27 protein-coding genes and 3 pseudogenes are annotated in these 25,730 nt (G+C 66.0%); 16 read left to right on the forward strand and 14 right to left on the reverse strand.

Going from position 1 to position 25,730, the window contains the following annotated elements:
* From AB0H76_RS09330 to AB0H76_RS09340, 3 genes are all read right to left on the reverse strand, one after another.
* On the reverse strand, positions 1–1,512 hold the full coding sequence (locus tag AB0H76_RS09330) for an alkaline phosphatase family protein (RefSeq protein ID WP_357319664.1): 1,512 nt from the start codon (positions 1,510–1,512) through the stop codon (positions 1–3).
* Between the two features lie 162 nt (positions 1,513–1,674).
* Entirely contained in the window at positions 1,675–2,115 is a 441-nt protein-coding gene (locus AB0H76_RS09335) for a hypothetical protein (RefSeq protein WP_357319667.1), read from the reverse strand.
* A gap of 131 nt (positions 2,116–2,246) precedes the next feature.
* Positions 2,247–3,452: a DUF418 domain-containing protein gene (locus AB0H76_RS09340; RefSeq protein WP_357319670.1), complete on the reverse strand. Its 1,206-nt coding sequence runs from the start codon at positions 3,450–3,452 to the stop codon at positions 2,247–2,249.
* A gap of 164 nt (positions 3,453–3,616) precedes the next feature.
* Here AB0H76_RS09340 and dop point away from each other — a divergent pair, with 164 nt between their 5' ends.
* The 8 genes from dop (at position 3,617) to AB0H76_RS09380 (ending at position 11,926) form a co-directional block, all read left to right on the forward strand.
* Positions 3,617–5,116, forward strand: a complete 1,500-nt coding sequence (gene dop, locus AB0H76_RS09345; protein ID WP_357319672.1) for a depupylase/deamidase Dop — start codon at positions 3,617–3,619, stop codon at positions 5,114–5,116.
* 152 nt (positions 5,117–5,268) lie between these two features.
* A complete protein-coding gene (locus AB0H76_RS09350) occupies positions 5,269–5,463 on the forward strand; it encodes a ubiquitin-like protein Pup (protein WP_194813738.1) in 195 nt (64 codons plus the stop codon).
* A gap of 14 nt (positions 5,464–5,477) precedes the next feature.
* Positions 5,478–6,326, forward strand: a complete 849-nt coding sequence (prcB, locus tag AB0H76_RS09355; protein ID WP_357319675.1) for a proteasome subunit beta — start codon at positions 5,478–5,480, stop codon at positions 6,324–6,326.
* Positions 6,323–7,078, forward strand: coding sequence for a proteasome subunit alpha (gene prcA / locus AB0H76_RS09360; protein ID WP_357319678.1), 756 nt, complete (start codon positions 6,323–6,325; stop codon positions 7,076–7,078). Before prcB ends, prcA begins: the two co-directional genes overlap by 4 nt.
* Positions 7,079–8,436: 1,358 nt before the next feature.
* Positions 8,437–9,120: an organomercurial lyase gene (merB, locus tag AB0H76_RS09365; RefSeq protein WP_357319681.1), complete on the forward strand. Its 684-nt coding sequence runs from the start codon at positions 8,437–8,439 to the stop codon at positions 9,118–9,120.
* A gap of 483 nt (positions 9,121–9,603) precedes the next feature.
* The gene (locus AB0H76_RS09370) at positions 9,604–10,149 is read left to right on the forward strand and encodes a hypothetical protein (protein WP_357319683.1); all 546 of its coding nucleotides are present in this window, start codon (positions 9,604–9,606) and stop codon (positions 10,147–10,149) included.
* 362 nt (positions 10,150–10,511) lie between these two features.
* Positions 10,512–10,763 carry a hypothetical protein gene (locus AB0H76_RS09375; protein ID WP_357319686.1) on the forward strand — a complete coding sequence of 84 codons (252 nt, stop codon included), beginning with the start codon at positions 10,512–10,514 and terminating at the stop codon, positions 10,761–10,763.
* A 392-nt stretch (positions 10,764–11,155) separates the two neighbouring features.
* Positions 11,156–11,926: a hypothetical protein gene (locus AB0H76_RS09380; RefSeq protein ID WP_357319689.1), complete on the forward strand. Its 771-nt coding sequence runs from the start codon at positions 11,156–11,158 to the stop codon at positions 11,924–11,926.
* 274 nt (positions 11,927–12,200) lie between these two features.
* Here the strand turns inward: AB0H76_RS09380 and AB0H76_RS09385 are convergent, their stop codons facing one another.
* From AB0H76_RS09385 to AB0H76_RS09400, 4 genes and pseudogenes are all read right to left on the reverse strand, one after another.
* On the reverse strand, positions 12,201–12,854 hold the full coding sequence (locus tag AB0H76_RS09385) for a chitinase (protein ID WP_357319692.1): 654 nt from the start codon (positions 12,852–12,854) through the stop codon (positions 12,201–12,203).
* 141 nt (positions 12,855–12,995) lie between these two features.
* Positions 12,996–13,442, reverse strand: coding sequence for a transposase (locus tag AB0H76_RS09390; RefSeq protein ID WP_357320553.1), 447 nt, complete (start codon positions 13,440–13,442; stop codon positions 12,996–12,998).
* A pseudogene (locus AB0H76_RS09395) lies at positions 13,405–14,160 on the reverse strand (transposase); the annotation flags it as partial. The gene AB0H76_RS09390 and the pseudogene AB0H76_RS09395, both read right to left, overlap by 38 nt.
* A gap of 527 nt (positions 14,161–14,687) precedes the next feature.
* Entirely contained in the window at positions 14,688–15,248 is a 561-nt protein-coding gene (locus AB0H76_RS09400; RefSeq protein ID WP_357319695.1) for a TetR family transcriptional regulator, read from the reverse strand.
* A 79-nt stretch (positions 15,249–15,327) separates the two neighbouring features.
* Between AB0H76_RS09400 and AB0H76_RS09405 the strand changes: the two genes are divergently transcribed.
* The gene (locus tag AB0H76_RS09405; protein ID WP_357319698.1) at positions 15,328–15,678 is read left to right on the forward strand and encodes a DoxX family protein; all 351 of its coding nucleotides are present in this window, start codon (positions 15,328–15,330) and stop codon (positions 15,676–15,678) included.
* Positions 15,679–15,995: 317 nt separating this feature from the next.
* Here the strand turns inward: AB0H76_RS09405 and AB0H76_RS09410 are convergent, their stop codons facing one another.
* Positions 15,996–16,991: a pentapeptide repeat-containing protein gene (locus AB0H76_RS09410; RefSeq protein WP_357319701.1), complete on the reverse strand. Its 996-nt coding sequence runs from the start codon at positions 16,989–16,991 to the stop codon at positions 15,996–15,998.
* Positions 16,992–17,455: 464 nt separating this feature from the next.
* Here AB0H76_RS09410 and AB0H76_RS09415 point away from each other — a divergent pair, with 464 nt between their 5' ends.
* The 3 genes from AB0H76_RS09415 to AB0H76_RS09425 all read left to right on the forward strand — a co-directional run bounded on the left by AB0H76_RS09415 (position 17,456) and on the right by AB0H76_RS09425 (position 18,401).
* On the forward strand, positions 17,456–17,632 hold the full coding sequence (locus AB0H76_RS09415) for a hypothetical protein (protein ID WP_357319704.1): 177 nt from the start codon (positions 17,456–17,458) through the stop codon (positions 17,630–17,632).
* Between the two features lie 75 nt (positions 17,633–17,707).
* Positions 17,708–17,968 (forward strand): ubiquitin-like protein, encoded by a 261-nt coding sequence (locus AB0H76_RS09420; protein WP_357319707.1) that lies wholly within the window; start codon positions 17,708–17,710, stop codon positions 17,966–17,968.
* Between the two features lie 265 nt (positions 17,969–18,233).
* Positions 18,234–18,401 carry a hypothetical protein gene (locus AB0H76_RS09425; RefSeq protein WP_357319710.1) on the forward strand — a complete coding sequence of 56 codons (168 nt, stop codon included), beginning with the start codon at positions 18,234–18,236 and terminating at the stop codon, positions 18,399–18,401.
* Positions 18,402–18,544: 143 nt separating this feature from the next.
* Here the strand turns inward: AB0H76_RS09425 and AB0H76_RS09430 are convergent, their stop codons facing one another.
* Complete coding sequence (locus tag AB0H76_RS09430) at positions 18,545–18,682, reverse strand: hypothetical protein (protein ID WP_357319713.1); 138 nt, start codon at positions 18,680–18,682, stop codon at positions 18,545–18,547.
* Positions 18,683–18,809: 127 nt separating this feature from the next.
* Here AB0H76_RS09430 and AB0H76_RS09435 point away from each other — a divergent pair, with 127 nt between their 5' ends.
* Positions 18,810–19,583 (forward strand): sulfite exporter TauE/SafE family protein, encoded by a 774-nt coding sequence (locus tag AB0H76_RS09435; protein WP_357319715.1) that lies wholly within the window; start codon positions 18,810–18,812, stop codon positions 19,581–19,583.
* Positions 19,584–19,774: 191 nt separating this feature from the next.
* Here the strand turns inward: AB0H76_RS09435 and AB0H76_RS09440 are convergent, their stop codons facing one another.
* Positions 19,775–20,524 (reverse strand): M12 family metallopeptidase, encoded by a 750-nt coding sequence (locus AB0H76_RS09440; RefSeq protein WP_357319718.1) that lies wholly within the window; start codon positions 20,522–20,524, stop codon positions 19,775–19,777.
* 1,018 nt (positions 20,525–21,542) lie between these two features.
* Here AB0H76_RS09440 and AB0H76_RS09445 point away from each other — a divergent pair.
* Positions 21,543–21,806: a hypothetical protein gene (locus tag AB0H76_RS09445; protein ID WP_357319721.1), complete on the forward strand. Its 264-nt coding sequence runs from the start codon at positions 21,543–21,545 to the stop codon at positions 21,804–21,806.
* 50 nt (positions 21,807–21,856) lie between these two features.
* Here the strand turns inward: AB0H76_RS09445 and AB0H76_RS09450 are convergent, their stop codons facing one another.
* Both AB0H76_RS09450 and AB0H76_RS09455 read right to left on the reverse strand, forming a co-directional pair.
* Positions 21,857–22,144 carry a hypothetical protein gene (locus AB0H76_RS09450; RefSeq protein ID WP_357319724.1) on the reverse strand — a complete coding sequence of 96 codons (288 nt, stop codon included), beginning with the start codon at positions 22,142–22,144 and terminating at the stop codon, positions 21,857–21,859.
* 136 nt (positions 22,145–22,280) lie between these two features.
* Positions 22,281–22,637 carry an STAS domain-containing protein gene (locus tag AB0H76_RS09455; RefSeq protein WP_357319725.1) on the reverse strand — a complete coding sequence of 119 codons (357 nt, stop codon included), beginning with the start codon at positions 22,635–22,637 and terminating at the stop codon, positions 22,281–22,283.
* 577 nt (positions 22,638–23,214) lie between these two features.
* Here AB0H76_RS09455 and AB0H76_RS09460 point away from each other — a divergent pair.
* On the forward strand, positions 23,215–23,712 hold the full coding sequence (locus AB0H76_RS09460; RefSeq protein ID WP_357319728.1) for a GNAT family N-acetyltransferase: 498 nt from the start codon (positions 23,215–23,217) through the stop codon (positions 23,710–23,712).
* 261 nt (positions 23,713–23,973) lie between these two features.
* On the opposite strand, the gene AB0H76_RS09465 is transcribed toward AB0H76_RS09460, so the two are convergent.
* Both AB0H76_RS09465 and AB0H76_RS09470 read right to left on the reverse strand, forming a co-directional pair.
* On the reverse strand, positions 23,974–24,225 hold the full coding sequence (locus AB0H76_RS09465; RefSeq protein ID WP_357319731.1) for a hypothetical protein: 252 nt from the start codon (positions 24,223–24,225) through the stop codon (positions 23,974–23,976).
* A gap of 3 nt (positions 24,226–24,228) precedes the next feature.
* A pseudogene (locus tag AB0H76_RS09470) lies at positions 24,229–24,499 on the reverse strand (MerR family DNA-binding transcriptional regulator).
* A 744-nt stretch (positions 24,500–25,243) separates the two neighbouring features.
* On the opposite strand from AB0H76_RS09470, the pseudogene AB0H76_RS09475 reads away from it, so the two are divergent.
* Positions 25,244–25,630 (forward strand): annotated as a pseudogene (locus AB0H76_RS09475) (ATP-binding protein); the annotation flags it as partial.
* Positions 25,631–25,730 lie beyond the last annotated feature (100 nt).

Genomic DNA, 25,730 nt, shown 5'->3' on the forward strand with positions numbered 1-25,730 from the left:
TCACGGTATCCAAACGGCCAGTCCCGTGCGGACGCCCGAGGTGCTGATCGTCGGGGCGTCGACCGCCCAGTACCAATCGTTGTTGCCCGCGCTCAGTTCCCAGGCCACCTGCGCGGTGGCGGACCCGGCCGGTACGGGGATGTCGAGGTGCTCTACGCGGGCGGTGACGTCGCCGGTGTAGGTCAGCACCCGCTGGGGCGGGCCGTCGTCGAAAGAGACGGTCACGGCGGCGGTTTCGCCGCCGTGCTTGCGATAGTGGGAGGCGAAGCCGAGGGTGAGGGTGGTGGCGTCCGCGACCGGCACCGGCGGCGCGACCAGGCGGGAGTTGAACCGGCCGCGGAAGAATTTGTCGGCCCACTCGTCGGAGTCCGCGACGGCGAACACGCCCCGCGCCCGCACATTCGACTCCCGGGCTTGGCCGCGCTGGGTGGCGGTCCAGAACTCGTCGGTGGTGAAGGACCAGCCCCGCCATTCGGCCACGCCGCCGCGCATGCCGGAGTTGTCGATGCTCCAGCCCGCGGGGGTGCGGTGCGTCCAGCCGTGCAGCGCGGCCGGGATGTCGGGCTCGTCCAGGCGGGGCCGCAGGCCGGGCGCGAGCGTGTCGAACGGGTCGGCCGAGGGTTGGGTGATCGGCACACCGTCCAGGCCGGTGCGCGCCACGCCGAGGAAATCCAGCGCCGTCGCCGCCACGTCGACCAGCCGCGGTTCGAGCACCGGCACGCTGTGCGGTACACCCGCGCCCGCCGCGATCAGGAACGTCTGCCGCTCGGCGCGGGAGGTGCCGCCGTGCCCGCCGCCCGGGGTGTGCCCGTGATCGGTGGTGACCAGGAACAGCCACTCCTCGGAGCGGAAGTCCGGCCGCGCGCGGATCGCGGCGAGCACCTGGCCGATCTGGCGGTCGACCCCCTCGATCGCGGGCCGATAGCAGGCCCCGGCGGTGCCGCAGGTGTGGCCGGACTCGTCGACGTTGCCGAAGTACACGAACGAGGCCGCGGGCCCGTGCTCCGCGATCCAGGCCGACGCGTCGTCGGCGACCTGCTGATCGTTGACGCGATAGTCGTCGCGCAGCACCAGCTTCCGGTCGATGCCGTCGCCCAGAATGAACTCGTCGATGTGCTGCCAATCCGTCGCCGCGTAGGTCCGCGCGCCGGGCAGCCCCGCCTCGACCCGGCTCAGCAGATCCGGATAGCGCCCGAGAGCATGGCCGGCGAAGTCGTTGCCGAGCACCCGGTGCCGGTCGGGCCAGACGCCGGTCAGGACGGTGGCCCAGCCCGGCCCGCTCACCGTCGGCGCGAAAGGCGGTGCGTAGAGCCAGCTCTGCGAGCTGTAGCCGGTGGCGATCAGCTCATCCAGGGTGGGTGTGTCCGCGGGCGGGATCGAGTCCCAGGTCAAGCCGTCGACGCCGAAGACGACGACATGGCGGTTCCGGGACTCGGCCTGGGCGGTGGCCGGTGCCAGGGTCGCCGACAGCAACGCGACGACCAGCGCGGCGAGCGAGAGCAGACGGGGCATGCTCCTTGTTGTACCCAGCCGCGATGGAGGGACCGTGAATTCCGGCGGACGGGCATCCGACCCGCCGATGAAATAGTCGAGGTGACCCCGACCCCCGCGAGTTCGCCACCCACACCTCGTTGTACGGGCAACCGGTCATGCTGTTGCAGGGCTTTCCGGTACTCAGCGAACTCGCAGGAGCAGGGCTTCCGGGTCGAGCTCTTCGTGCTCGACCCGGAAGGCGTTGCGAAACAACTGCTGGTTGCGGTCGTTTCGGCGGGGAATCCGGCCGGCTTCGGGATTGATGCGGCAGGTGGCGGCGCAGCGGAGCCAGTCGCGGGTGAACGCGGCATCCTGGAAGCGCGGGAACTGGAACTTCGGGCCCATCGCCCAGCCCATCGACAACAACCCGAGCTGGGCGTCGGCGGGCCAGGAGTTGAACGCGGCGAACGGCATGATGACGGAGCCACTGTGGTGGTGCACCATCCGGCCGCGCAACAACGTTTCCAATTCCTCCAGCCGGCGGAAGACGGGATCGATCTCGTCCGGGGTGAGCTCCGGGGTTCCGTGGGCCAGTAGCGGCGCGTTGAACGGTAGCCAGACCTCGCGGACCGAGGCTTTCATCAAAGATCTCCGTATTTCCGGGCGGCGCCGGAGGTTTCGGTGTGCGGACTCGATGTACAGAGCGTGCCGTCCGCGGACGAGAAGAACACGAGTAGCGGACTACTCGTGTTCTTCGCGGGTCGAACTGGTGTTCAGCGTTCCCGGGCCAGCACCCGATAACTGCTGTGCCACAACCACTCCACCGGCCCGCGCTCGAAGCGGCGCAACCACAGGTGGGCGGCGGTGACGATGATCAGCGCCACCAGCGCGTACATGCCGATGGTGAACGGCACGTAGGCGCCCGGGGCGACCTTCGCCGCCCAGCCGAGACCCCAGCCGTAGCAGAACGCCGAGGCGACCAGGTTCTGCAGGATGTAGCAGCTCAGCGCCGTCCGCCCGACCTCGGTCAGCCGCCGGCCCAGGAAACCGACCCGGGGCCGGCGCACATAGAACTCGGCGACCAGCGCGAGCAGGCCGAACGCGACGAACGGGGCGGTGCCGTACCGGGTGAACACCACCACGTCACCGCCCACCAGGATCCCGGCGGCCAGGTCGATCGGCGCGGCGATCACACCGGCGAGCATGAGCCGCTTGCGGATTCGCGCGCCCTCGGCGCTGAACAGCCCGGCCCGGAACAGGCGCGCACCGGCCAGGAACAGCGCCACCGACATGGCGAAGACGAAGATCGCCTCCACCCGGAATATCGCCGCGTGCTCCAGCCGGAACAGCACCAGATCCCAGAACGAGCCGTCCGCATAGGGATTCGGCTCCAGCGGCTCGCGCGGCGCGGATTCGCCGCCCGGCGCGAACGCGATAGCCAGCGCGATCAGCGTCAGCATCGCGGTGTGCACGCTCGCCGCGATGATCAGCCAACGACGTTGTGCCCGTTCACTTGTCGCGAGCACATAGGCGACCACCAGGCCGGTCGCGGCGTACCCCATCAGCACGTCGAACTCGGCCACGAACACGAAGTTCAGCAAACCGTCGAGGAACAGCAACCCCGCCCGCCACGGATACTTGCCCGGCCAGCGGCGCCCGCCGCGCACCGCCGAGCGCTGCTGAATGGCGAGCCCGATGCCGAACATGATGGTCAGCAGCCCCAGGAATTTGCCCTGGGCCACCTGCTGCAGCACCCGCTCGGTCCACATCCAGCCGCCCTCGGCGGAACCGCCGAGCGCGGAGATGTAGCCGAGCAGCCCCTCCGGATCGGTGAGTATCCAGATATTGGTCCCCAGGGTGCCCAGAATCGCGATGCCGCGCAGCACGTCCAGCGCGACCAGACGGGAGGGCCGCGCGGGCTCCTCCGGTGTACGGTGCCGCCCCGCGTCCGGGCGGGGATCGACGATCGATTCGGTCATGTATCGACTATCGGATCCGGGCCCGTGCGCCGGGTCCTCCGGAAGTACGACTCCGAGGATGACATCGGGTCCACCGCCCGGAATATCCCCGGCGGGAACGACATCGGGCGCGCCGAATCCCGGGTGCGGCAGGCCCGGCACATCGCGTCGCCTAGGCTCGAGGTATGCAGCGCATTATCGGTATCGAGGTCGAATACGGCATCTCCACTCCCACCGAGCCGTCGGCGAACCCGATTCTCACCTCCACGCAAGCGGTACTCGCCTACGCCGCCGCCGAAGGAGTACCGCGTGCGAAGCGAACCCGCTGGGATTACGAGGTGGAGTCCCCGCTGCGGGACGCGCGCGGGTTCGACCTGTCCCGGATGAACGGCCCGGCCCCGGTGATCGACGCCGACGAGGTCGGCGCGGCCAACATGATCCTCACCAACGGCGCCCGCCTCTACGTCGACCACGCGCACCCGGAGTACTCCGCACCCGAGGTCATCGACGCCCTGGACGCGGTCATCTGGGACAAAGCGGGCGAGCGGGTCATGGAGGCGGCCGCCCGGCACGCCTCGAGCGTCCCCGGCGCCCCGCGCCTGCAGCTGTACAAGAACAACGTCGACGGCAAGGGCGCCTCCTACGGCACCCACGAGAACTACCTGATGAGCCGCGACACCCCGTTCAACCAGATCATCGTCGGGCTCACCCCGTTCTTCGTCTCCCGCCAGGTCATCTGCGGGTCCGGGCGGGTCGGCATCGGCCAGTCCGGTGACCACGCCGGCTTCCAGCTGTCCCAGCGCGCCGACTACATCGAGGTCGAGGTCGGCCTGGAGACCACGCTCAAGCGCGGCATCATCAACACCCGCGACGAGCCGCACGCCGACGCGGACAAGTACCGCCGCCTGCACGTCATCATCGGCGACGCCAATCTGGCCGAGATGTCGACCTACCTCAAGGTCGGCACCACCGCCCTGGTGCTGGATCTGATCGAGGCCGGCGAGGACCTCTCGGATCTGCAGCTGGCGCGCCCGGTGACCGCCGTGCACCAGATCAGCCACGACCCCACCCTGCGCACCGCTGTGGCGCTCGCTGACGGCCGGGAACTGACCGGCCTGGCCCTGCAGCGGCTCTACCACGAGCGGGTCGCCAAGTTCATGGACCGCGAGGGCGTCGACGACCCGCGCGCCCGCGACATCCTGGACAACTGGGCCATGGTGCTGGACCTGCTCGAGCGTGATCCGATGGATACCTCGGACCTGCTGGACTGGACCGCCAAGCTGCGCCTGCTCGAGGGCTACCGCCAGCGCGAGGGCCTGGCCTGGTCCGCGCCGAAACTGCACATGATCGACCTGCAGTACTCCGACGTGCGCCTGGACAAGGGCCTCTACAACCGCCTGGTCGCGCGCGGTTCGATGAAGCGGCTGATCACCGAGCAGCAGGTGCTGGACGCGATGACCAACCCGCCTACCGACACCCGCGCCTACTTCCGCGGCGAATGCCTGCGCCGCTTCGGCGCCGACATCGCGGCGGCCAGTTGGGATTCGGTGATCTTCGATCTCGGCGGCGATTCGCTGGTGCGAATTCCGACGCTGGAACCGCGCCGCGGGACCAAGGCACATGTCGGCAAACTGCTCGACGGGGTGAGCTCGGCCGCCGATCTGGTGGAACAGCTGACTACGTAAGCGAACACAACAGGACAGCGAATTGAACACAGATCCGCCACCTCGCCGGTGTTGCTGGGTAGGGTTGAAGAACGAGCACGCACATTGCTCATGATCGGGCCGTGCTCATAATTCAGGTCCGGTCATGTTGAGGACAGAGGAGGTCGGCTGCCATGGCACAAGAGCAGACCAAGCGCACCGGGGGCGGCGACGAGGACGAGGGTCCCGAGGGTGTAGACGCCGCGGGTCAGGAGCGTCGCGAGAAACTGGCGGAGGAGACCGACGACCTGCTCGACGAGATCGATGACGTGCTCGAGGAGAACGCCGAAGATTTCGTCCGTGCGTACGTGCAGAAGGGCGGCCAGTGACAGCGGGTGACCCGATGCGTCTCCAGCCGGGGCACGCGCTTTCCTCCTTCATCGAGCACCTGCGTCAGCACGCACCGGAACTGTTGCCGGGCAACAGGTTCGCCGCGATCGACAGTGCCGCCGGGATGACCGGCGGCACGTCCGCGTCCGACTTGGCTCCGCACGGCACCACCATCGTCGCGGTCAGTTACCGCGGCGGCGTGCTCATCGCCGGTGACCGGCGCGCCACCATGGGAAACCTGCTGGCCAGCCGCGACATGGAGAAGGTGCACATCACCGATACCTATTCGGCGGCCGGCATCGCGGGTACCGCGGGCCTGGCCATCGAGATGGTGCGGTTGTTCGCCGTGGAGCTGGAGTACTACGAGAAGATCGAGGGCGTCTCGCTCACCTTCGACGGCAAGGCCAACAAGCTGTCGAAGATGGTGCGCGACAACCTCCCTGCCGCCATGCAGGGCCTCGCCGTGGTGCCGGTGCTGGTCGGTTACGACGAGCACACGGTCGATCCGGATCGCAAGGGCCGGATCATCACCTACGACGCGGTCGGTGGCCGTAGTGAAGAACGCTTCGGGTACGCCGCGGTCGGCTCCGGATCGATGTTCGCCAAGTCGTCGCTGAAGAAGCTGTACGCCAAGGGAATCGACGAGGAGCGCGCGTTGCGCATCGCCGTCGAGTCCCTGTTCGACGCGGCCGATGACGACACCGCCACCGGCGGCCCGGACCTGGTGCGCGGCATCTTCCCGACGGCGGTCGTGATCGGTGCGGACGGTTCCGACCTGGTCTCCGAGGAGCGCCTGGCCGCCATCACCCGTGCGATCGTCGCCGATCGGGAAGCCGCAGAAGAAGGGGGCGCCCCCGCATGACACTGCCGTACTACGCCTCGGCCGAACAGATCATGCGCGACAAGACCGAGCTCGCGCGCAAGGGCATCGCGCGCGGTCGCAGTGTCATCGTGCTGGTGTACGACAAGGGTGTGCTGTTCGTCGCGGAGAATCCGTCGGCGACGCTGCACAAGGTGAGTGAGCTCTACGACCGCGTGGGTTTCGCGGCCGTGGGCAAGTACAACGAGTTCGAGAACCTGCGCCGCAACGGCATCCTGCAGGCCGATCTGCGGGGCTACCAGTTCGACCGGCGCGATGTCACCGGCCGGGCCCTGGCCAACGCCTACGCCCAGACCCTGGGCGCCATCTTCACCGACCAGCTCAAGCCCTACGAGGTGGAGATCTGTGTCGCGGAGGTGGGGTATCCGGAGCAGTCGACGCAGTCGGTGCTGTATCGGATCAATTTCGACGGCTCGATCGTCGACGAGCGCGAATACGTGGTGATGGGCGGCACGACCGAGCCGATCGTCAGCGCGTTGAAGAGCTCGTACCGGGCCGGTCTCGACCTGTCGGCCGCCATCGGTGTGGCGGTCGCGGCGTTGCAGGCCGGGGTGCCCGAGGGGCCGGACAAGCGGTCCATCGGGGTGGCCCAGCTCGAGGTGGCCACGCTGGAGCAGGCCCGGCCGCGCCGGGCGTTCCGGCGGGTCACCAAGCCGGCGCTGGAGCCACTGCTGAATCCGGGTTCGGCGGCCGCGCCGGAGCCCGATTCCAAGGACACGCCCGAGGCGGAATAGTCCGGAAAAGCAAGAGCCCGGGCCCACCCTGACCGATTCGGTCAGGGTGGGCCCGGGCATTTCGGGCGGGGGCCTCCGGTCAAATCGTTGTGAACCCGTATGGCCCGTGTTGTCCGCAGCCCCACGGAAGTACATGACATGGCTGTAGTGTTCTCAGCTCGACTCTTGGCGTCGCTTGGGGTCGGTCAGAAGCACCTCGGCGCTGGTCAAGCTGGTACTCGATGCCTGGCTCAACTGATATCCGATCACTGAGTATCAGTGTGGATCATGGAAGATCAGCCTGAAAACGTTCGCGAAAACGTTCAGGCGGTACCGACAGCCTTCGGCGTGTCGCAAAGCGGCACGCCGAAGGATTTTCACAGCGGCAACTTTTTGGCAAACGCGTTCACCTATCTGCCAGTTTTAGGTAACCGCTGCCTGCACTGCGCGAGGGGGCACCGGCGGCGGGCGGCACTTCCCTTCGGTGCTGAGCCGCATCTCGTCGGCGTTCATCGAACGCTCCACCTGGGCCAGGGAAAGTTCTGGTCATGCGAGGGCCTGCGAGTTCGTGCGGACAGGCTGATCGCTATGGAAATTGTCACCCGGACACCTCCTCGTGCATACGGGCGGTGGTGCCCGGCGGGGGGCTGTTTGGCCGGACAATGGTGACGTCGACGCGTGGTCCGCTCGCCATGACCAAGATCAGATTGGCAATGGCGCGGACGCGGTGCGAGGCGTCGGCCGACAGTCCCCTGTGTGCGGACTGGGTCAGTCCGAAGCTTTTGGAAGGCTGCGACGACCTGCCCGCCCCACGCGTATAGTGCTCGGCCCTGTTTGCGGCAAAGCGAGCCGAGCCCTCGCCATGATGTGGAGCAGCATCCAATCTGCTTGCACATTCAGAGCCGCTGGCTGGCTGGCTGGCTAAAGCCGCCATTGCTCAAAAAATCTGTTACTCCCGGTGCTCAATAGACTCTCGAGAGGTGAGCACGGGCACCCCGACGGCAAAGTGCGAGCTCACGGCCGCTGGGTGTGCGCGCTCATGCCGATTTTGTGTCGTCCAGCGACCGAAAAGACAAGGCCGTCGCCTCCGAAACTCCGTGTAGCGATGCTGACGCGACAAGCGCCGTTCTCGGTGCCGCCGCTTTTCCGTCGTTTCGCCCTGCGACCGAACCGATCAGTTGTGCATCGCCATTTTCCGTAAACGTGCAGCGCCGAGCGTGTGAATATGGGCATCTCACGGTTGACCGCACCACCGGTGCGATGTGCACGCCAGCCGGTAGTCGCGCACCTATGATTTGTATCCGACCACCAACTACTCGATCCGCTGGCACAACGGCAATGCATGATGACCGAAAGGGATATTCATGGATACGCTTTCCGTGCTCACCGAAGAACAGCACCGGCGCCTCGGCAACGTCAAGGATGTCCTGCTGGCGAAGTGGCGGCATCCCACCGGAAAAGAGTTGATTCGCGAAGGCGCGCGGATCGTCACCCACCTGATCGAGCGCGGGCCGTTACCCGCCGACCGTGCGGACTCATGGCTTCCGACGCCCGAGGACCGCGCGCGCGGCATGATCCGATACTTCGCCGACCGCGATTACCCTCTGGAGGTGAACGCGGCCGGCGACATCGTCGGAGCCGGGCTGTCGCTGATCGCCGATCAGACTTCGGCACGCCACCTCAGCCATATCCACGGACGCAAGTACTACAACTGGTGCGCCTGCGACATCGTCATGTTCCCCATCGTGCTGGGAATCGAGTCGCCGTCGAGTTCGATCGACCCGATCACCGGTGAACAGATCTCTTTCACCACCACGCCGGACGGATTCAAAGACGTGTCGCATCCGGACGCGTGGTTCACCCTGGCGCCGGTGCACGGCCCGATGAACGACCCGCGCATCGAGCCGCACGGGCTCAGTTGTCGCCAGGTGTACTGCGACCGGGTCAATATCTATCGAGACCGATCCACAGCGGAGGCGGTGATCGCTGCCGATTCCGACCTTGCCGCCGCCCCACTGGACGAGCTGTGGAATGACTCCAAAGCGCTCGCCACTCTGTTCTGACCACTGCAGACGGTGCCCACTTACCAATGGATGCGCTACGCCTACGCACCGCCGCCAGCAGCAGCGGCGGCGGCCAACGGAACAGCGGCTTGGCGCCGCCCCAGGCTTCCCTGGTGCGGCGAGGCCGGGGGCCGTGGGTGGCCGACCCATCGGGGTGAGTGCCGGAAGACCCGCCAACCAGCGACGAGACGAATGTCCGCAAAGGTCGCTGAGCGGAAGCGGCCATGCCGCGGCGGCAGACGAGCAAAGGCCATGGCCGGTTCAGGACGTTTGCTTCTGCCGCCCGTGCGCGCTGAGACAACCGGCCGATTCGCGGCCGGCCGAACGCACCGATCGGCCGACGAGCGGGGCGCATCGTGCACGAAAGCCGAACAGCCACACGCGACTCGAGTCGAGTAGCAGCCACACCCGGAGGCCTCGCCAGGGGTTTGCCGGAGGTGCTAGCGTGGGCGCGGAGAGGCTCGGTGCGGTGCCGGGGTGGGAATGTTTTACGAGGAACGGCACGGCTTCAACGTCAAAACAGTACTGATGTTGCTCGGTGGCGCGGTATTGGCGGCCTGCATGATTGTCTGGCCCCCTGATTCTGTGGTGCTGTCCGCAGCCGGATTGACGCTGTTCATCGGTGGCGGGTTGCTCGGGCTGGTGAACGCGTTGTCCCGCAAGGTTGCGCTGCGCGTCGACCGGAGCGGGATCACGATCGGTGGTGCTCCCGTGCGCTATCAGACGTCGACCCGCCGTATTCCGTGGGCTGATGCCGAGTCCGTGGTTCTGTGGAAGCAGCACTCTTCTGGCAGCAGCGTCTCGTGGATAGGTGTGCTGCGTCGCGCTGATGCACCGCCTCTGAACACTGCACGGAGAGGGGCGCTTTCACAGAGGATGTCGTCCATGACCGCGACGCTCGGCGGTGTGCCCGATCCACGGCTTCTGCAGTGCGCGGCGGCGGTTCTCGGCTGGAAGATCGACACCGCTCAGTTGGCTGCAACGTTGAAGAAGGTTGCGCCGGATGTGCGGCTCATCGACCACCGCTGAACCTCTGCGTTCCAGCTGGCGGACTCGCCCGTCGCATGTCGGGCGTTGAGCGCACGCGCATGTCGGGCAGGTGCTCTGGTCAGCCTGCGGTCGTGGGCAACTAAGCAAGGTTCAGTGACACGGGTGAAGAGACCGTGGTGAAGTATGCGAATGGACGAACACCGGGCCGGGCTGCCCGACGAATTCCCTGCCGCCAGGATGTTGCCGTCGGAGACCGAGCGCGAATACATGTCGTTGTTCAGGCAGCGCAGCGGGATGTATCTCGGTCGCACCACACTGCTGGGCGTAAGGGCTTCCTCAACGGCTACGACTTCGGTTGTGCCCGATACGGTGGGTTGGGGCTCGAGGGTTTTCGTGAGTGGTTGCTCGCCGGCTATCCGAACTGCGGCAGCAATCTCGGATGGTCGGAACAGATCAGAAACATCGCGCTGCCGGAGCGGGACAGGGCGTCTGCGCTGACCTCTGCGCAGGAATCACACGTCCTCGAGGTGCTGTTCGGCCTGCTCGACGAGTTTCTGGGGGTACGCGAGGGCACTGAGCTGGTCGCAGGCAAACCCTTGAGGCTCGACGCGGCTACTGATTCAAATGGTGTCGCCCAACTCCACGAGCGGTAACTCGACCGCCGCGCCGGTGCACGGTCATGGCCGCATACCGCTCTGGTCGAACCGGCCAGCGCGGTGCGACGGAAGATCAACTGGCGGTGGCTATCCCGCGCCGAATGCACGCACTTGCCGAATCCAGGGCGTTCTGGGCTGCGGATCCGCAGGTGTGACCGCCGTCAACCTGATGTGTGCACCCCGCGCCCGCCAGCAGCTGGTTGGCGGTTAGGGACCCTGTCCGGACAGTGGGTGGCCCAGATTCGCGTGTCGGCGACGAACCTCACCGCGCGCAAGTTCGAATACACGGGCGACATCGATGTCGACATCGGTGCTCGACTTACCGCAGCCACCCAACCATTAGGAATCGAGGCCTCATGCTCGGCAGTTCTCACGGTTCACGACTCACAATGGCAGTGACCGCGGTCCTCGCCGGAATAACGCTGGCCGCACCGGCGGCGTCGGCAGAGCCAGCGGACGACTTTCACCCACAGCTGGAGAAGATCAGCCCTGATGGCACGATCTCGGTGCGCGATGACAAGGACTGCTTCACCGCGAGCGTCAAGGGCAGCGGCTTCGCCCCGGGCAAGCCCGGCAAAATCCAAGTCGGTACCGACATCGCCATGGGCACTCTCCGTGGAGACGACGTCGCCTTCACCGCCGACAAGGACGGCAACTTCGGCCCGGTCAATCTCCAGCCCTGCGGGCTCACCACTCATTACTCGACCGAGCAAAACCACACGTGCACTGACGAAGACCTGCGGCCCAGCAGCTCTTCTCAATGGTCAGAAGAGTGTGAAGGCCACGGCAAAGGGGCTGTAGTGCAGAGTGGGCAAAGGCATTTCGCCACAACGGTGGTCATTTCCGCCGTCCAATACCCATGGGACGACAGCTGCCCCACTGAGGACCCCGGCAACGGCTACGGCAACAGCAGCAGCACCGCCAGCCAACCCGAGTCTGACGACAAATGCGCCACCGCACCCCCCATCAACGGCTACGACGACGACAGCAACAGCGGCACCAACGACGGCGGCACCAGCACCGGCGACAACAGCGGCGGCGGCGATGACCCCACCGGCGGCGGCAGCGGCAGCGGCAGCAGTGGGGGGCCTACGGGCCCGAAGATTGAAGCTTCTGTGAGCTGGCCGTTGGAGGTCACCGCAGGTCGAGGCAAGCCTTAACCGTGGCCCCGGCCCGCGCTCACTCCTCGAACACGGGGTCGGGGACTGAGCGCCACCGGGTTCCGGGCAGCCCGGTCGATAGGGCATGTAGCAGGCTGCGGTCAGTGACGCAGCCAGCCCCGCCGGTCGCCACCGACATCCGCACATGCCGCTAACAAGGCTGTTCGAACCGGCCGGGGCATGGCCGGCCGAACGCACGATATCGCCGATTCCAGAACGCTGCTGGTTACTGCGGTAGGCGAGGTGTAGAGAGTTTGGCAGTTACTGAGAATGGCTACGAATAGCAACCTTCAGGCCCGAGCGGCTTCTCGTTCAACGCTGCGGCCACCTTGGTGTAGATCTCGTACCGCTTCTCAGCCTTGGTACTGTCACCGCCGCTGCACTCGAGTGCGCCGTTGATCGCTTTGGTTGTAGCACCGAATCCCTGCCCATACCCGGGGGCGACGGCCACCCTCGTGCGCCAGTACCAGAACGACACTGCCCATGCGGTCTCTTCGTCCTGCGCGACGGTCTCGGGCGACTGGTACAGGCGGTCGTCGCCGAAGAGGTCTTGTGAGGCTGCACGGTAGTTATCGGCCCAGGTGAGTTGGATGTAGCCGCGGCCATGGTAGGTCTCGCCGCCGTCGCCAGGGCCTCCGTAAGCGGCCGCGGCTTCTCGCGGGCTATTCGCTGCCAAATAGTCTTCTTTGCTCTGCAGGCCGTCCGATTCCCAGAGGATCTGAGCCAGGAACTGGGCAAGGTCCCCACGCGTCGACACGCCGCCGCCGGCAGCCGCAACGCTCAGACCTGCATACTGTTGCTCCGTGGGGGCCGGATAGGCGGCGTTGGTCACTGCCGCCACGAACTCGTCGTAGGTGATCAGGTTGTTGGTGTCTTTGGTTGCCAGGAGCCAATCATGACTTGCGCCAAGTGATCTCGCTGTCAACATTATCGATTCTGTTGTTTGCGCAGGGCATACCCAACCAGGCGCTTCTGGCCACAGGGCGCGGGTCCGCTTCCCCACGCCGCAGGAGTGCGCGCCGAGATCATTTCGACGTCGACAACGCACGATATTGGCTCCCCTCTATTGTCAAGGCGCGCTTCGCAGGTGGCCGCTATTCTGGTTGATGGTGAGTCCGGGATGTGGCTTGTCCGAAGGACCGGTGTGCGGGGTCGAGCCGGTCGCGCTGGAGTCAGTAGCCGCCCCCGATTGCCCTCCCGGGCTTGCCGTTTCCCGTCGCCGCTGGTCATCGAGCATGCGCGCGTAGACGACATTCGACAGCCGCCGTTTCAAGGCTCGCATCGCTTCCATCGAGGTCTTGCCCTCGGCTCTGCGCCGGTCGAAATAGGTGCGCCCGGCGCTGGGACGGCGTAGTTGAACGATGGCCATGGTGTGCAGGACTCGGTTGATCTTGCGGTTTCCGGCGCGCGAGAGCCGATGGCGTTGCTGCTGGCCGGAAGAGGCGTCCAGCGGTGCGGTGGGAGTTCCAGGACGCGAACCTGTTCCGGTCCCGGAATCGGTGGATGTCACCGACATCGGCGAGCAGCCGGGCTGCGCCGGCTGCTCCGATGCCGTAGAGATCGGTCAAGGTGGCGCCGTGCTCGCCGACGAGCTGACGCAGTTCTTTGTCCGCGGCTTTGGTCTTGCGATCGATGGTTTCCAGCTCACCGATCGATTCCACGACCAGGCGGCGCCGAACCTTTCCGGCCGGATCGCGGGGTTTGACGGTGGCGACCAGCTTGCGTGCTTGGGTCGCGGTCAGGAATTTCTTCGCTCCACCAGGCAGTAGTTCCAGCAGCAGACGGTGCAGGCGGTTGACGGTGTCGGTGCGGGCCCGGCCGAGTTCGTCGCGGCGATCAGCGAGCATGCCCAACGCGATCAGCGCCGAATCGGCTTGCACCCGATGTAGATTCGGTGCCCGCAGGGCCGCCATGGCTACCGAGTGCGCGTCGACCGGGTCGGTTTTGCGGCCGTTCCCGGTCGCGAATACCCGTATCTGGGCTGAGAGTTTCGCGGGCACGTCGATCACGGTTTCGCCGTCGTGGACCAGGCGGTGGGCGATATGGCGGCCGATGCCGTTGCAGCCTTCGATGGCCCACACTCGATCCGCGTATTTCCTGGCCGCGGTGAGCATTTCGGTGTATTCGGTGTTGTCGGTGCCGTATCGGCCGGTGGCCAGCGCCGTGCCGGCTGGGTCGATGATCTCGATCGTGGCTGAGCGTTTGTGTGGGTCCATTCCGATGATGACCGTCATCAGTGCGTCCTTCCCGATCCGCGGATGGTGTCCGTGCGGGAAGGCACCGCTACTTCGAGCTTTGGGCAGACCCCTCTTCAGCCATTCCCGGCACGGTGACCGGTGAGAGGCAAGCCGTTATTGAGCCACACCAATGACGCTGGCGGGCAGCCGCATAGAGAGCTTCTCACCGGGCACCTGGACCCGATCCTGGCCGGGATCAGGCCCTGTCGCCAGTATTAAGTAGCCGCGACCCGTGCGTTTCGAGCAGGCCAACGCGAGCACGTGGAAGGTCCTCGGGCCGAAGGGGTTTGCCGCCGGCCTCTAACGGAATCGCCAAGCGGCTCCTTCGCGACCAGTCGAAGGAGTCGCCCGGCGAGCCGCGACGCGGACCTGTTGCTGCGCCGAATTTGATGCTCATCCACGCGGCGTTGGATAGAGAGAGCCATACGAAAAGCATTGCAGTACAGATGAGTTCACTCACTGAGCGCCTGCTCGAACCTCGCCGCCGACCTGCCACACGCGCCGGTGGCATAGGGGTTCTGTGTTCACTCGCTCGATTGCAGCAGGCCGGCGCAGATGGCATCGAAGAGTGCGCGCGGATCCATTCCGGGTACGCCCAGGGCGATGCGGTCCAATGCGATGCCGGTGAAGACCGAGCCCAGGGCGTCGATCTGTTCGTCGGTGGAATGCCGATAGCGGGCACGCAGGATGGCGGTGAGTTGCCGTAACGCGCTGGCGCGAAGTCGGCGCATGAGCTCGGCGAGTTCGGGGTCCCGCGCTGCGGCCAGGGTCAGCTCGGTGCGGGCCAGCAGACGGTTGCGGGCCACGCTGGAGTCGGGATCGGCCAGAGCGGCGAGCAGGTCCGCCGGGTCGGTGTCGGCAGGTGTGGTGATCCGGTCGATCTCGGCGAGTTGAAGTTCGAGCAGTCGCTGGGCGATGGCCTGGTAGAGCGCGGCCCGGGTGCGGAAGTAGTTCGAGGTGGTACCCGCCGGGACTCCGGCGGCGGTGTCGATGGCGCGGTGGGTGACCTGGCTCAGGCCCTCGCGGTCGATGAGGGACAGGGCGGCATCGGCGAGCAATTCACGACGCGATGTTTTCTTCGGCATGCACTTGACACTACTACATCGTAGTACTACATATTAGTACTACAACGTAGTGAATGAATCCCCCGCTGAGGAGCACCCCATGAACATCGCCTTCGTCGTCGTCACCGTGCTGGCCGCCCTATGGGTCGGCTTCTCCGCCGTCTCGACCTTCACCCGCGCCGCGTGGGTGGTCGAGCCGCTGGCCGACTACGGCGTGCCCCGCACGTGGTGGTCCGGTCTGGCCACGGTGAAGACGGCAGGCGCGCTGGGCATGCTCGCCGGGCTGTTCGTGCCCGCCCTGGGCGTAGCGGCCGCGATCGGCCTGATCGTGTACTTCCTCGGGGCCGTGGCCACGGTGCTGCGAGCCCGCGCCTACGCACACATCGCCTACCCACTGCTGTATCTGGTGCCGGTCGTTGCGGCTCTCGTGCTGGGTTACGCCGCCGCCTGAGCGGCCCCACCTGTCCCGTCAGCCGCCGCACACGCCCATGTGCGGCGGCACGGTGGCTGCGCTCACCGAATCTCCCGACCGTGCTCGCCGAAATGCCCCACCACGAGCGGTGCAGATTATGGGGTTCACGATTTCCGGTGGTGGCTGCCAACTCTGCAGTTCGCATGCCACAACCGTTCTCTACCAGCCGATTACGCCATACCCGCCCGAAACTCGGCCGATACCACGGCCGCCCCCGGTGTCGTAAACCATCTTGGGCTCAAGGGGTGACTGCATCACCACGTGGACTCAGTGAGCCGACGCTTCTGCGCTGTCGGCTATCTGGGCGGAGTGAAATCCTTAGGCCACCGAGTGCCGGAGTTATGGACGCTCCTCGTCAGGTCTGCGTGGGTCAGGTCCGCGCCGGTCAGGTCCGCGCCATTCAGGTTCGCTTCGGTCAGGTCCGCACCGACCAGGACTGTGAACTTCAAATTCGCGCCGGTCAGGTCCGCACAGAGCAGGTTCACGCCGTTCAGTTTCGCGAGGCTTAGGTTTGCGCCGCCCAGCTTCGCGCTGGAAAGCCTCGCACTGGTCAGCTTCGTGTTGTACAGGTCCGCGCCGGTCAGGTTCGCGCTGTACAACTTTGCGCCGGTCAGGTCGGCGCTACGCAGGGAAAGGTTGGCAAGAACAATGCCGCTGAGATCGCACTCTGGAAGCGAGGCCTGACTCAAGTCGATGATGGTCGATGCCCAGGATTTCGGTCCTTGGCGCCGACGGCGTTGGGCAAGGATGCCGACAATGGTCTGCCGGATCTCGCGTTCGGACAGGTCCGGCTTCGCGGGATCGTCACCGACTGGAAATGGGACGCGCAGGTACCACCGGAGCAGGTTGATACAAACCTGGCGTTCGTCGTCCTCTCCGAAGGCGTGCCAGTCGTCGGCGAGCGCGGTCAGCGCATAGACCCCAGCCTGGCGGATCGCGGGGGAGTCGTGGGCGATCTGCGCGACCACGGCGGTGTAGCGATCACGCAGGGCCGATTCGCGCGCGCGGTGGGAGTCGTCTCGGTGCCGTTCGCGCTCTCGATCCATGCTGGCCTGGTGATGGGTCGCTTCCTGGGCTCGGCTGCGTTGGCCGTTGAGGTAGGCCAAGGTGCCTGCGGCGAGTGCTCCCGCGCCGGCCAGCACGGTGGCCAGCGGCTGGGAGAAGCTCGTCGCAACCCCCGACAACGCAGCCACACTGAACCCGGCTACGCCGGCCCCGCCCACCATGAGACCCACCGAGCGCCAGCGCAATTCGACCGGCCCGCGGCGTACGGGCTTTTCCCCCTCAGACACGAACGCGACGGTACTGGCCTGTCTCCGATCGCGCTGAGCATTCGGATTCGAGCTGATTATTTTTCGAAGGCTGGACTGGCGGATGCGTCTCGGGTGGTCCGGCCTGGCGTACACCGCGAAAAGCTCGCCGGATCTGGTAGTGGCGGGCGGGAGAGCGATTGCCGTGGAGCTCTCCCGACCAACCCGTATCCGATTACAGCGTCGGCCTCCGCTAACGGACGAGGCCAGGGGCCGCTGAGCAGGCGGCCAGTACCTCGATCCGGCCGCGGGCACAGCCTCGGCGTCGAGCTACAACCGCAGGAGTAACCCCACCGGCGCCAGCTCAAACAGCCATCCAAAAAGTGGTCGCGAATGTCCGATATTTCTTTACCGCTCAGCAGTATTCATCTGCAGAGCCTCTGACAGGGCGTGCCAAAGGGCGACAATGCGTGCCACACCCACAGAGACCCTGACAGGGCGTGCCAATGGGGGACAGTGCGTGCCACACCCGGGCGGTGGTCTCCTGGATTGTGCGGCTGCCGACCGGACGAGAGCGTGAAGTGCTGCTCGTCGAGGGCGGTGCGGTCATAGTGGAGTTCGGAGCCCCGGTCGAGGCCGGCGAACCGATGGGGTTGCTGAAGGTCCCCGACGCTGCCCGCTGACGCGGCGCGACAGTGCATCCGCGCCAGGCCGTGGGCTTGGGCCAGGGATCGCCGGCACGGCGATACGCTGCCTTCATGGACGTCTTCGGGCAAACCGCGAGCGGCAGTAAGTACCTGGTCAGCGTCGGTTCCGAGACGACGGTTCTCGACTTCAAGACCGTCATGGCAGCGCTCATGCCCAGGGATGGCCAGATTCCGGTGGCGGAGCAGCGGGTGGCCTTCGACGGCAAGATCTTGAGGGACTCGGACCTCATCAGCGGCATTGAGAATGTCCGGGAAGGAAGCGCGTTGTTCGTCATGGCCAAGACCCGCGGCAAGTGGGCTGATCAGCCCTAAAGGTCCGCGCTCGCCGACCGCGTCAACACCAACGCGTTGCGATCGGCGCCCGGTTGGTGCTCTGAACAGTTCGTATAGCAGTGCGAGCGTCAGTCGGTGTAGCGACTGGAGCGCTACACCGCACGCACGCTGAGCGGCCGGTCACGCCCACTATTCGTGTCGCTGCGCCGTCCAGGGTCCTACCTCTCCGTAGGAGTACACCCACATTCCGCGCCCCAGGGCGGGTGGACCGCCGCTGTCGGCAGCCGCTCGTATCGTTGGCCCCGTGACCGACATCTCGCCGCTGGTCGCTTCCTCGCGGGCCAGGTTCGGCGACGCCGGCGTGCACGCGGTCGTGCCGGCCGGGCGCACCGTGCACGCGATCAGCATGAGCGAGTGGATCGGCAGGGAGCAAGCTCCGGAGCTGCTGTGCCACCCCGGCGTCGCCGGGTAATCACCGGCCGCACTGGAACCCACGCGCGCCGAGGTCACCTGCGCCCGTGCCTGCGCAAGATCGACGGCGATTCACCCTCGCGTCAGCTGCCCCTGTTCGGCGACTGAACAGATTGCCCGTGCCGGCGGTGTCGCCTCGCCCGGTCAGGCGTCATCCTCGGCGTCGGCCGGTACCAGGAACCGCACCGGCCAGCTGAACGCGTAGCGGCCCGGGGAGTCCTCGGGTACGGACTCGATCAGTGCGCGCTCGTCGTCGATCTCGCGGATCACGAACACCGACACTCCGGCGGCTGTCGTCTTGACCTTGTCTCCTCGAACGCACGCACATGAGCGCGCGGTTCAGCTAGCCGTCGGTTGATCTCGCGGACACACGCACATGCCGAATCCCGAAGCTGGGATAGTTTCGCGAGTGAATGTGCTGGTGACCGGTTTCGTGGCCGGGTTGGTCGTCGCGGTGCTGACTGCTCCGGTCGGGGTGTCGGGCGCGGTGTTCCTGCTACCGGTACAGATCAGCATGCTGGGGGTGCCCAGCCCGGCGGTGACTCCGACCAACCTGCTGTTCAACGTGGTCTCGATCCCGGGAGCGCTGTGGCGCTACAGTCGGCGCGGCCCGCTACACAGCCCGTTGACACGAATCCTGTTGGTAGGCACCCTGCCCGGTGTGATGGTCGGTGCGCTCATCCGAGTGTTCCTGGTTCCCAGCGCCGGGGTGTTCAAGCTGATCGCGGCGGCACTGCTGTTGCCGCTGGGGGTGTGGTTGTGCCTGCGGACCGCCGCGCGCACCGACAGCGGCAGGCCCCGCCCGTCCAACCAATTCATCACCACCGCCGCGCTACTGGTCGGTGTCGTGGGCGGGATCTACGGCATCGGCGGCGGATCGTTGCTCAGCCCGATCCTGGCCGGTCGAGGCGTTCCACTGGCCGAAGTCGCGCCAGCGGCGTTGGCCTCGACGCTGGTGACCTCGCTCGCGGGTGCGGCCACCTACCTCGGTATCGCCATCGCGACCGGTGGTGCCGATATCGCCCCGGACTGGGCTATCGGGCTGAGCTGCGGAGTCGGCGGGCTGGTCGGCGGATACCTCGGGGCGCACCTGCAACCACGGCTACCAGAACGCGGACTGCGCTTCGGCCTGGGTGGTGTGGCCATCGCGACTGCGGGGATGTATGTCGTGCAAGCGCTCTGAGGCATGTTCTGAACGCACTGTACTGCCGCGATCAGGGCGATCCGACGAGCCGTCCGCCCATGCTGATCAGGCGCGAGTTGGACGCGGGAGCCCGCTCTATCGAGGAGCACAGGCCGCGCAAACAGCCGAAGACGAAGCTTGGGGCGGCGACCCCGATCGGGTCTCGCGAAGTCGCCTGGCCCAGGGATGGGCTAGCAATACGCCGTGTTCACTGTATTCACATCGGGGTCCGTGAAATCGTCCCCTCGGCCGATCCGCGATTGGTCAATGCCGTTCCTTTTAACCCGATAGGAGGGCTTGGTGGCACCGACGGCAGTGACCGGGAGCATCCGTACCGAGTAGTAGTCGAAGCTCCCCAGGAATCTGAAATCGTTCGGATTCTGCTTCTCGAACAGGTATCGCTGTCCCTCGGGAATGTTGTCCCAGAGAATCTCGATGTAACCATCGCGATCGGGTGAGTTGTGCTCCCATCCGATCCCGGCGGCGAACATGAACTGGCGCAGAACCTCACGTTGATGAACGCAACCGTTCGTGTTCAGAGATATCCTCTGCTGGCCACCCTGTCTGCCCAGGTCGGAACTGCAGTAGTCACCGGGCGTGACATTCACGTAGTCGTTCTCGCCCGCACGCGGCCTCAGCTTGAGACAGCGGATCCTCTGATTCCAGCGGTCAATGGACCGCTCGATGACGTTTCTCTGGTCGGTGTCGAAACGCTCGCTGATGTAGTAAGGAATGGCCCCATTCGGCCACTTCTTCTCCGGGTGTACGTCGAACCGAAAGCCACCGCTGGTGAGCCTGTCGTGTGGATTGGCCCGCGCCGCGGGTGCGGCGCACGAGCCGGCCGGTGCCGCCTCCGCTATGGCGGCAGTCGCGACCCCTGAGGTGCAAGCGATCAGAACGAGACCGACATTCAAACCCCATCGAGCCAGACGGTTCCTCATGTGCGGAGTAGATCGGAGGTGGGACATACGGCTCACTGCCTTCTCCTATGTGTCGCAAGTACCTGCCATCGGCGTCCCGTCGACCACCATCGCTACGCACCTCGGCAGCCAGTGCGATGAGGCCGGAATTCACGGGTCTCGGATTCATCTGGACATCGGCGATCAGGTCGATGCCCAGCGAACGCTCACCTGCACTGGTGTGTCAGGGGTGTTCTTCGCGCTCGTGGGCGGGCCGGCGGACAGGCCCCGCAGCATGCTGCTCCGGCGACAACGCGTACTCCTCGGCTACGGCGGCCGCACATTTCCTCCCGCTGGGTACGTCGGTGTATCGGCGTTGGCGCGCAACAGCATTCGGTTCAGCCGGCAATCGAGAACTGCGATCCAGGTGTGCCATCGGGGCCGTGGAAGCACCGGCGATAGGCGTTTGACCGTGGCGCTCACCGTAGCAGTCCACGCCTGGATAATGGCTGGTTATCGACGCCATCGGCGGTCCACGAACCGCGCCACTCGCACTCGCCCCACCCCGCCCGGGCCGTGAACGGCCGGCTCGGGTTCGCGGCGAGATCACGGCAACGAAAACCCAAGGGCCCGTGCGCTACATCAACCAGCCGTCTGCGCCGGCAGCAGCCTTCACTCCCCGCGCCACCCTGATCTGCCGCCGTTTCGTTCAGCTTGCGCCCGCGCGGTGACTGAAATTGTTCACTCCGACCACGTGTTCGCGGCGGTGCACTCACGGGGGCTGGTTGGGTCGATCGGTTGTCCTCCGAGCCGATATCGCGGCGCGCTAGGTTGAAGCGGTTCTTGATGGAGCTTGTGCCACTTCCACCAGCGAGAGGGGCTTCACATGACCTACAGAATCCTCACCACCACCGCGGTCACGCCGTCGCCGAGTTGACCCATGCGACGCCGGTAGATCGTGAAGCCCTGTGCGTCCAACGACTGATCGAGCTCGGTAGCGGATAACACCGATCTGGGTCACGCGCTGGACCAGCACCCAAGCCATGACCCACACTGAGCCATGACCATCACCCGCACCGGCCGGATGAATGTGCTTCTGCCCCAAGCCGTGCAGCCCGACGTGCTCGACACCGTGATCAGAATCCATGTGGCCGCGGCCTTGGCCGCCACCGGCGAACACGCCCTCTCTATCGAATTCGGCCCCGGAGAACAGCACTCACCTGGCGTCACGTGCTGGCCGGTGATCTACACGACCGGACCCACGCAATCGCTCCCGGCAGCCGGGATCAGTGGCAGCGCGGCCCGAGAGTCAGTGCACCGGTAGCGCGCGGCCACCGGTCAATTCGATGCTTTCTCCACCGGGCCAGCTGGTACTCAGCGTGGATTGGCGGCGCGGGCTTCGCGTTCCACCTCGTCGTCATCGTCGCGGAACTCCGCGGAGATGGCCCGGATCTGGCGCATGACCAGCTCGGGGAATACCCCGATCGCCTGCACCGTGCGTTCCTCGGCACCGAGATTAAGTGCCTCGGCGGCCGCGACCAGACGCCGTTCCAGCAGGTCGGGGTAGGCGGGATCGTCGGCGGGTAGTCGTTCGATCAGAGTCCGTACCTCCGAGAGCACCGCCAAGGCCTCCAGCACCGCCGCGCCGTCACCGGCCATCATTTTTACACCTGCCTTAACGGCTACTCGGGGTGCTCAAGAGGATACCGGGCGTGTCCTGGCCTGGGATTCGAATCCCCTGCCCCCGCTCATATCTCGGTCTTTCGACGAGCGCGGGCAACGCCCTTGCAGCTGGCGATCAGGCGATGGTGCCCGCCAGCGCCATCACCCGATTCGGATAGACCGCGATCTCGGTGGCCAGGCCGGTGAGCTGCAACGGCCGAGCGGCCGCGCCGTAGGCGATCACCACGAACACCGTTTCCGGCCACGCCTGGTTATTGGCCGAGCACAGCGCGGTCAGGCCGGCCGCGTCCATGAACGAGACCTCGCTCAAATCGACCAGGACCCGGGACGGTCGCTCGGCCACGACCCGCTCCAACGTCTGGGCGAGTACGGGCACGGTGCGGGTGTCTATCTCACCGCCGACGACCACAACGCGGCCGTATTCCCGATGATCCTCGACCTCGACGGTGATCGTGCCTGGCTTGCGGATCATCGGAGACCTCCCTCGATCGGAACACCACCACGACGCTGTAGGGCTGTGCTGTGTACTGATTTAGGGTTACCCGCACCCAGCATCACCGACACCTCTCGCCGACCCCACCCCGTGTGAGCGGCGGGAACGCCGGACCGGACGGGGCGGTCGCGATCACATCAGGCGCCTGAACCGAGCCCGGGTCGCATGGGTAGCCGTCGACACGGGCCCTGGCAGTCGTCCGCCTCCCCTCCGCAGCAGCCGGGTGGCTGGAGCGGTCCGGAGCCCTCGTAACCGACATCCTCGAGGCTGTGGCCGGGACTAAGCCGGCAGATACCTCGCATTCGCACAGGCGATGCCGAGCCGGATGTAGAAGACTCCCTGCCTGTTCGGTAACGACGTTGGCCAGGTGAAGAGCCGGAGGGCGCGCCACCGCTGTCTCGCCCTCCGGCCCTCTTAGTCAAGGACGCCGCCAGCAAGGAATCGCGTCGGTGCAGAGCAACGCCGTCGGCGCAGCGGTCATTGACCTTACGGAAGCCGCTAAGTAAGCCGAATATCGAGAAGTTCTATACATGTTTGTACGTGGTTGAATTCGGTCGTGGAGACCCGATTCGAACAGGTCGCGGTGCGACGGGCGACGGAGGCGGACGTCGAGGCGATCCAGCGGGTGCTCGCTGCGAACGCCGCCGATACCTCGCTGTTTCAGCAATCCAGCGGCCGGATCCGTCGCAACCTGGATGACTTCGTGGTCGCGGTCGAGGCTGGGCAGCAGGTCGGTTGTGCTGCGCTGCAACGTCACACGCGAACGAATGCGGAGATCCTCGCGGTGGCGGTCGATCCGTACGCGCACGGTCGAGGTGTCGGCGCGATGCTCGTGCGGGCGTGTATGACCGAGGCCGGAATTGCCGGCGCCACCTTTGTGTGGCTTGCGACCGAGAAGCCGGACTACTTCGCCCGCTTCGGCTTTCGTCGCATGTCGAAGTGGCGGCTTCCGCTTCGTGTTGTTCTGCACAAGTTGTGGCTCGTGTTCGAGCAGCCAGCGTCTCGTTGGTTACCGGCGTTATACGGACGGCATACGTTCATGCGCTTACCGTAGGTCGAGCGTGCGAACAAGGATCGCGCGAAGCGGTTGTGGGCGCGCCCCTCTATTGTCAAGGCGCGCTTCGCGAGTGGCCGCTCTTCTGGTTGATGGCGAGTCCGGGACGTTGCTTGTCCGCAGTGCCGGCCACGGTGTTCGCGGTGATCGCCTACGGCGCCGCGGCGCGCCCGTTGCAGCTCACCGCCTTGGCCACCGAGATCGCGGTATCCAGATCGGGCGATGGCGCTGGCGGGCACCAGCGCCTGACCGTACGGATCGCTACGCGCAGGCCTCGCTATTAGCGGCGAGCCCGGCCAGAGGAAGGGGCTCGGAGCCGGTCGTGTAAGTCACTTCCCAGCGCATGACCCCGGGTGAATCCAAGTGACCGGGACCGCGGTCGATACAGGCCGCCTGTTCTCCGGTCAGGGCCAGGGCCGAGGACACGTGCATGCCGATCACGATGTCGAGCACATCAGCAGCGATGGCCTGGGGCAGAAGCACATTCATCCGGCTCGTGCGCGTGGTGGTCATGGCTCAGTGTGAACCATGGGTGACGTGCTGGTCCACGGCGTATCGCAGAGCGGTGTTGAGTTGGCGGGCCTCAGTGAGCTGGTCTTCGAGAATGACGATCCGGCAGGGCGTTGCCGGCATCGACGAGTTCGCGAACACACCCGGCCAGGCGCAGCTGGTAGTGCGAGTAGCGGCTGTGCTCACCAGGCGAGCGTTGTGAGATCAGTAGTTGCCCGGCGTCCAATCCGCGTAGGAACGCTTGGGTGACGCCCAGGATCTCCGCGGCCCTGCCCATGCTGTAGGCGGGGAAGGTGTCGTCCTCGAGCTTTCTCGGTGCCCGAAGCGCCGACGGGGTGGTCGGGGTCGGTTCGGCACAGCACCTCTCGGGATTCTGGGGGTTCAATGTCAGCAGGCCCCGGCGCGTGTGCGCCGGGGCCTGGAATTGCGGAAGAGGGGGATCAGTCTTCAATACTTCGTCTCACCGGCCATGAGCGGCCGATCTTTCCTCGGGTCCGGCGCTTTCTTGGACGCGGACCGATAGATGGATACTCAGTGACCACCTCCTGATGTGCCGGTCTTACCTGTGGTTCTCGATCTCGGTGTTGCGGGTTGCCCCCTCTGCGGCGGTCCGGCCGAGTGCACCGGGTTCTCTTCTCCGCCGCGGGGCGAGGTGGAACGGGTCCGGGCAGTTCACCTGCCCGGCTTCTGGACTTATCTGCTGACGACAGCGACTGTACGGCGCCATCCGCAGAATGTCTACATTCGCCACTGCAGTTTTTCTATGGTGTGCCGACGCGGTTTCAGTGCCGCCTGGCATGCCGGGCTGCGACCTGCGGTGACACTCGACCCGCACGGAGTTGGGCGCCGCGGCCCTCAGAATCGCGCGCCGCGGCAGATGAGTACATGCGGGATCGCCGCTTCGCGCGTGCTCGTGACGGAATCGGGTATGCGCGCCTTAACCAGGGAGGTGACCGATGATGTATCCCCGCCCCTCAGCGCCCCTGCTGAGTCTGAGTTTCCCCGCTGACCCGACTCGGCTGGTCAGGTGCGCAGGACGCTGCGGCGATGGCTCGCCGACTGTGCTGTCGACACCGATCAGGCGGCTGACATCCTGGCCGCCACCGACGAAGCGTGCGCTAACGCCATCGAACACGGGTGCCGCGACCAGTCCGGCGGCACAGTAGGGCTATGGGTCTGGGCCGACGCCGACGTGCTGCACGTTATCGTCAGTGACGATGGCAGTTGGAGGGTTCCGGCTAATGTCCCTGAGAGCAATCGCGGTCGGGGGCTGTCCCTCATGCACACGTTGATGCATCAGGTTCACATTCGGCCAAGCAATCGCGGCACCACCGTCGAGCTGCACACCGAACTACGGCAAGCGGCCCCCTGGGCGGCAGCCGAGTCCGCCGGTCTGATCGGCGGCTGAAGCTAGGCAGTGCGGTAGCCCTCAAAAGGCGCCGGACGGCAGCTGACCTGCTGGCTTCTGGGCTTCCTGCCCCGGATCGGTTGGGGATCGTGGAAGTGGC

The organism is Nocardia sp. NPDC050712 (assembly GCF_040654295.1).
In the GTDB taxonomy this organism is placed as follows: Bacteria; Actinomycetota; Actinomycetes; order Mycobacteriales; family Mycobacteriaceae; genus Nocardia.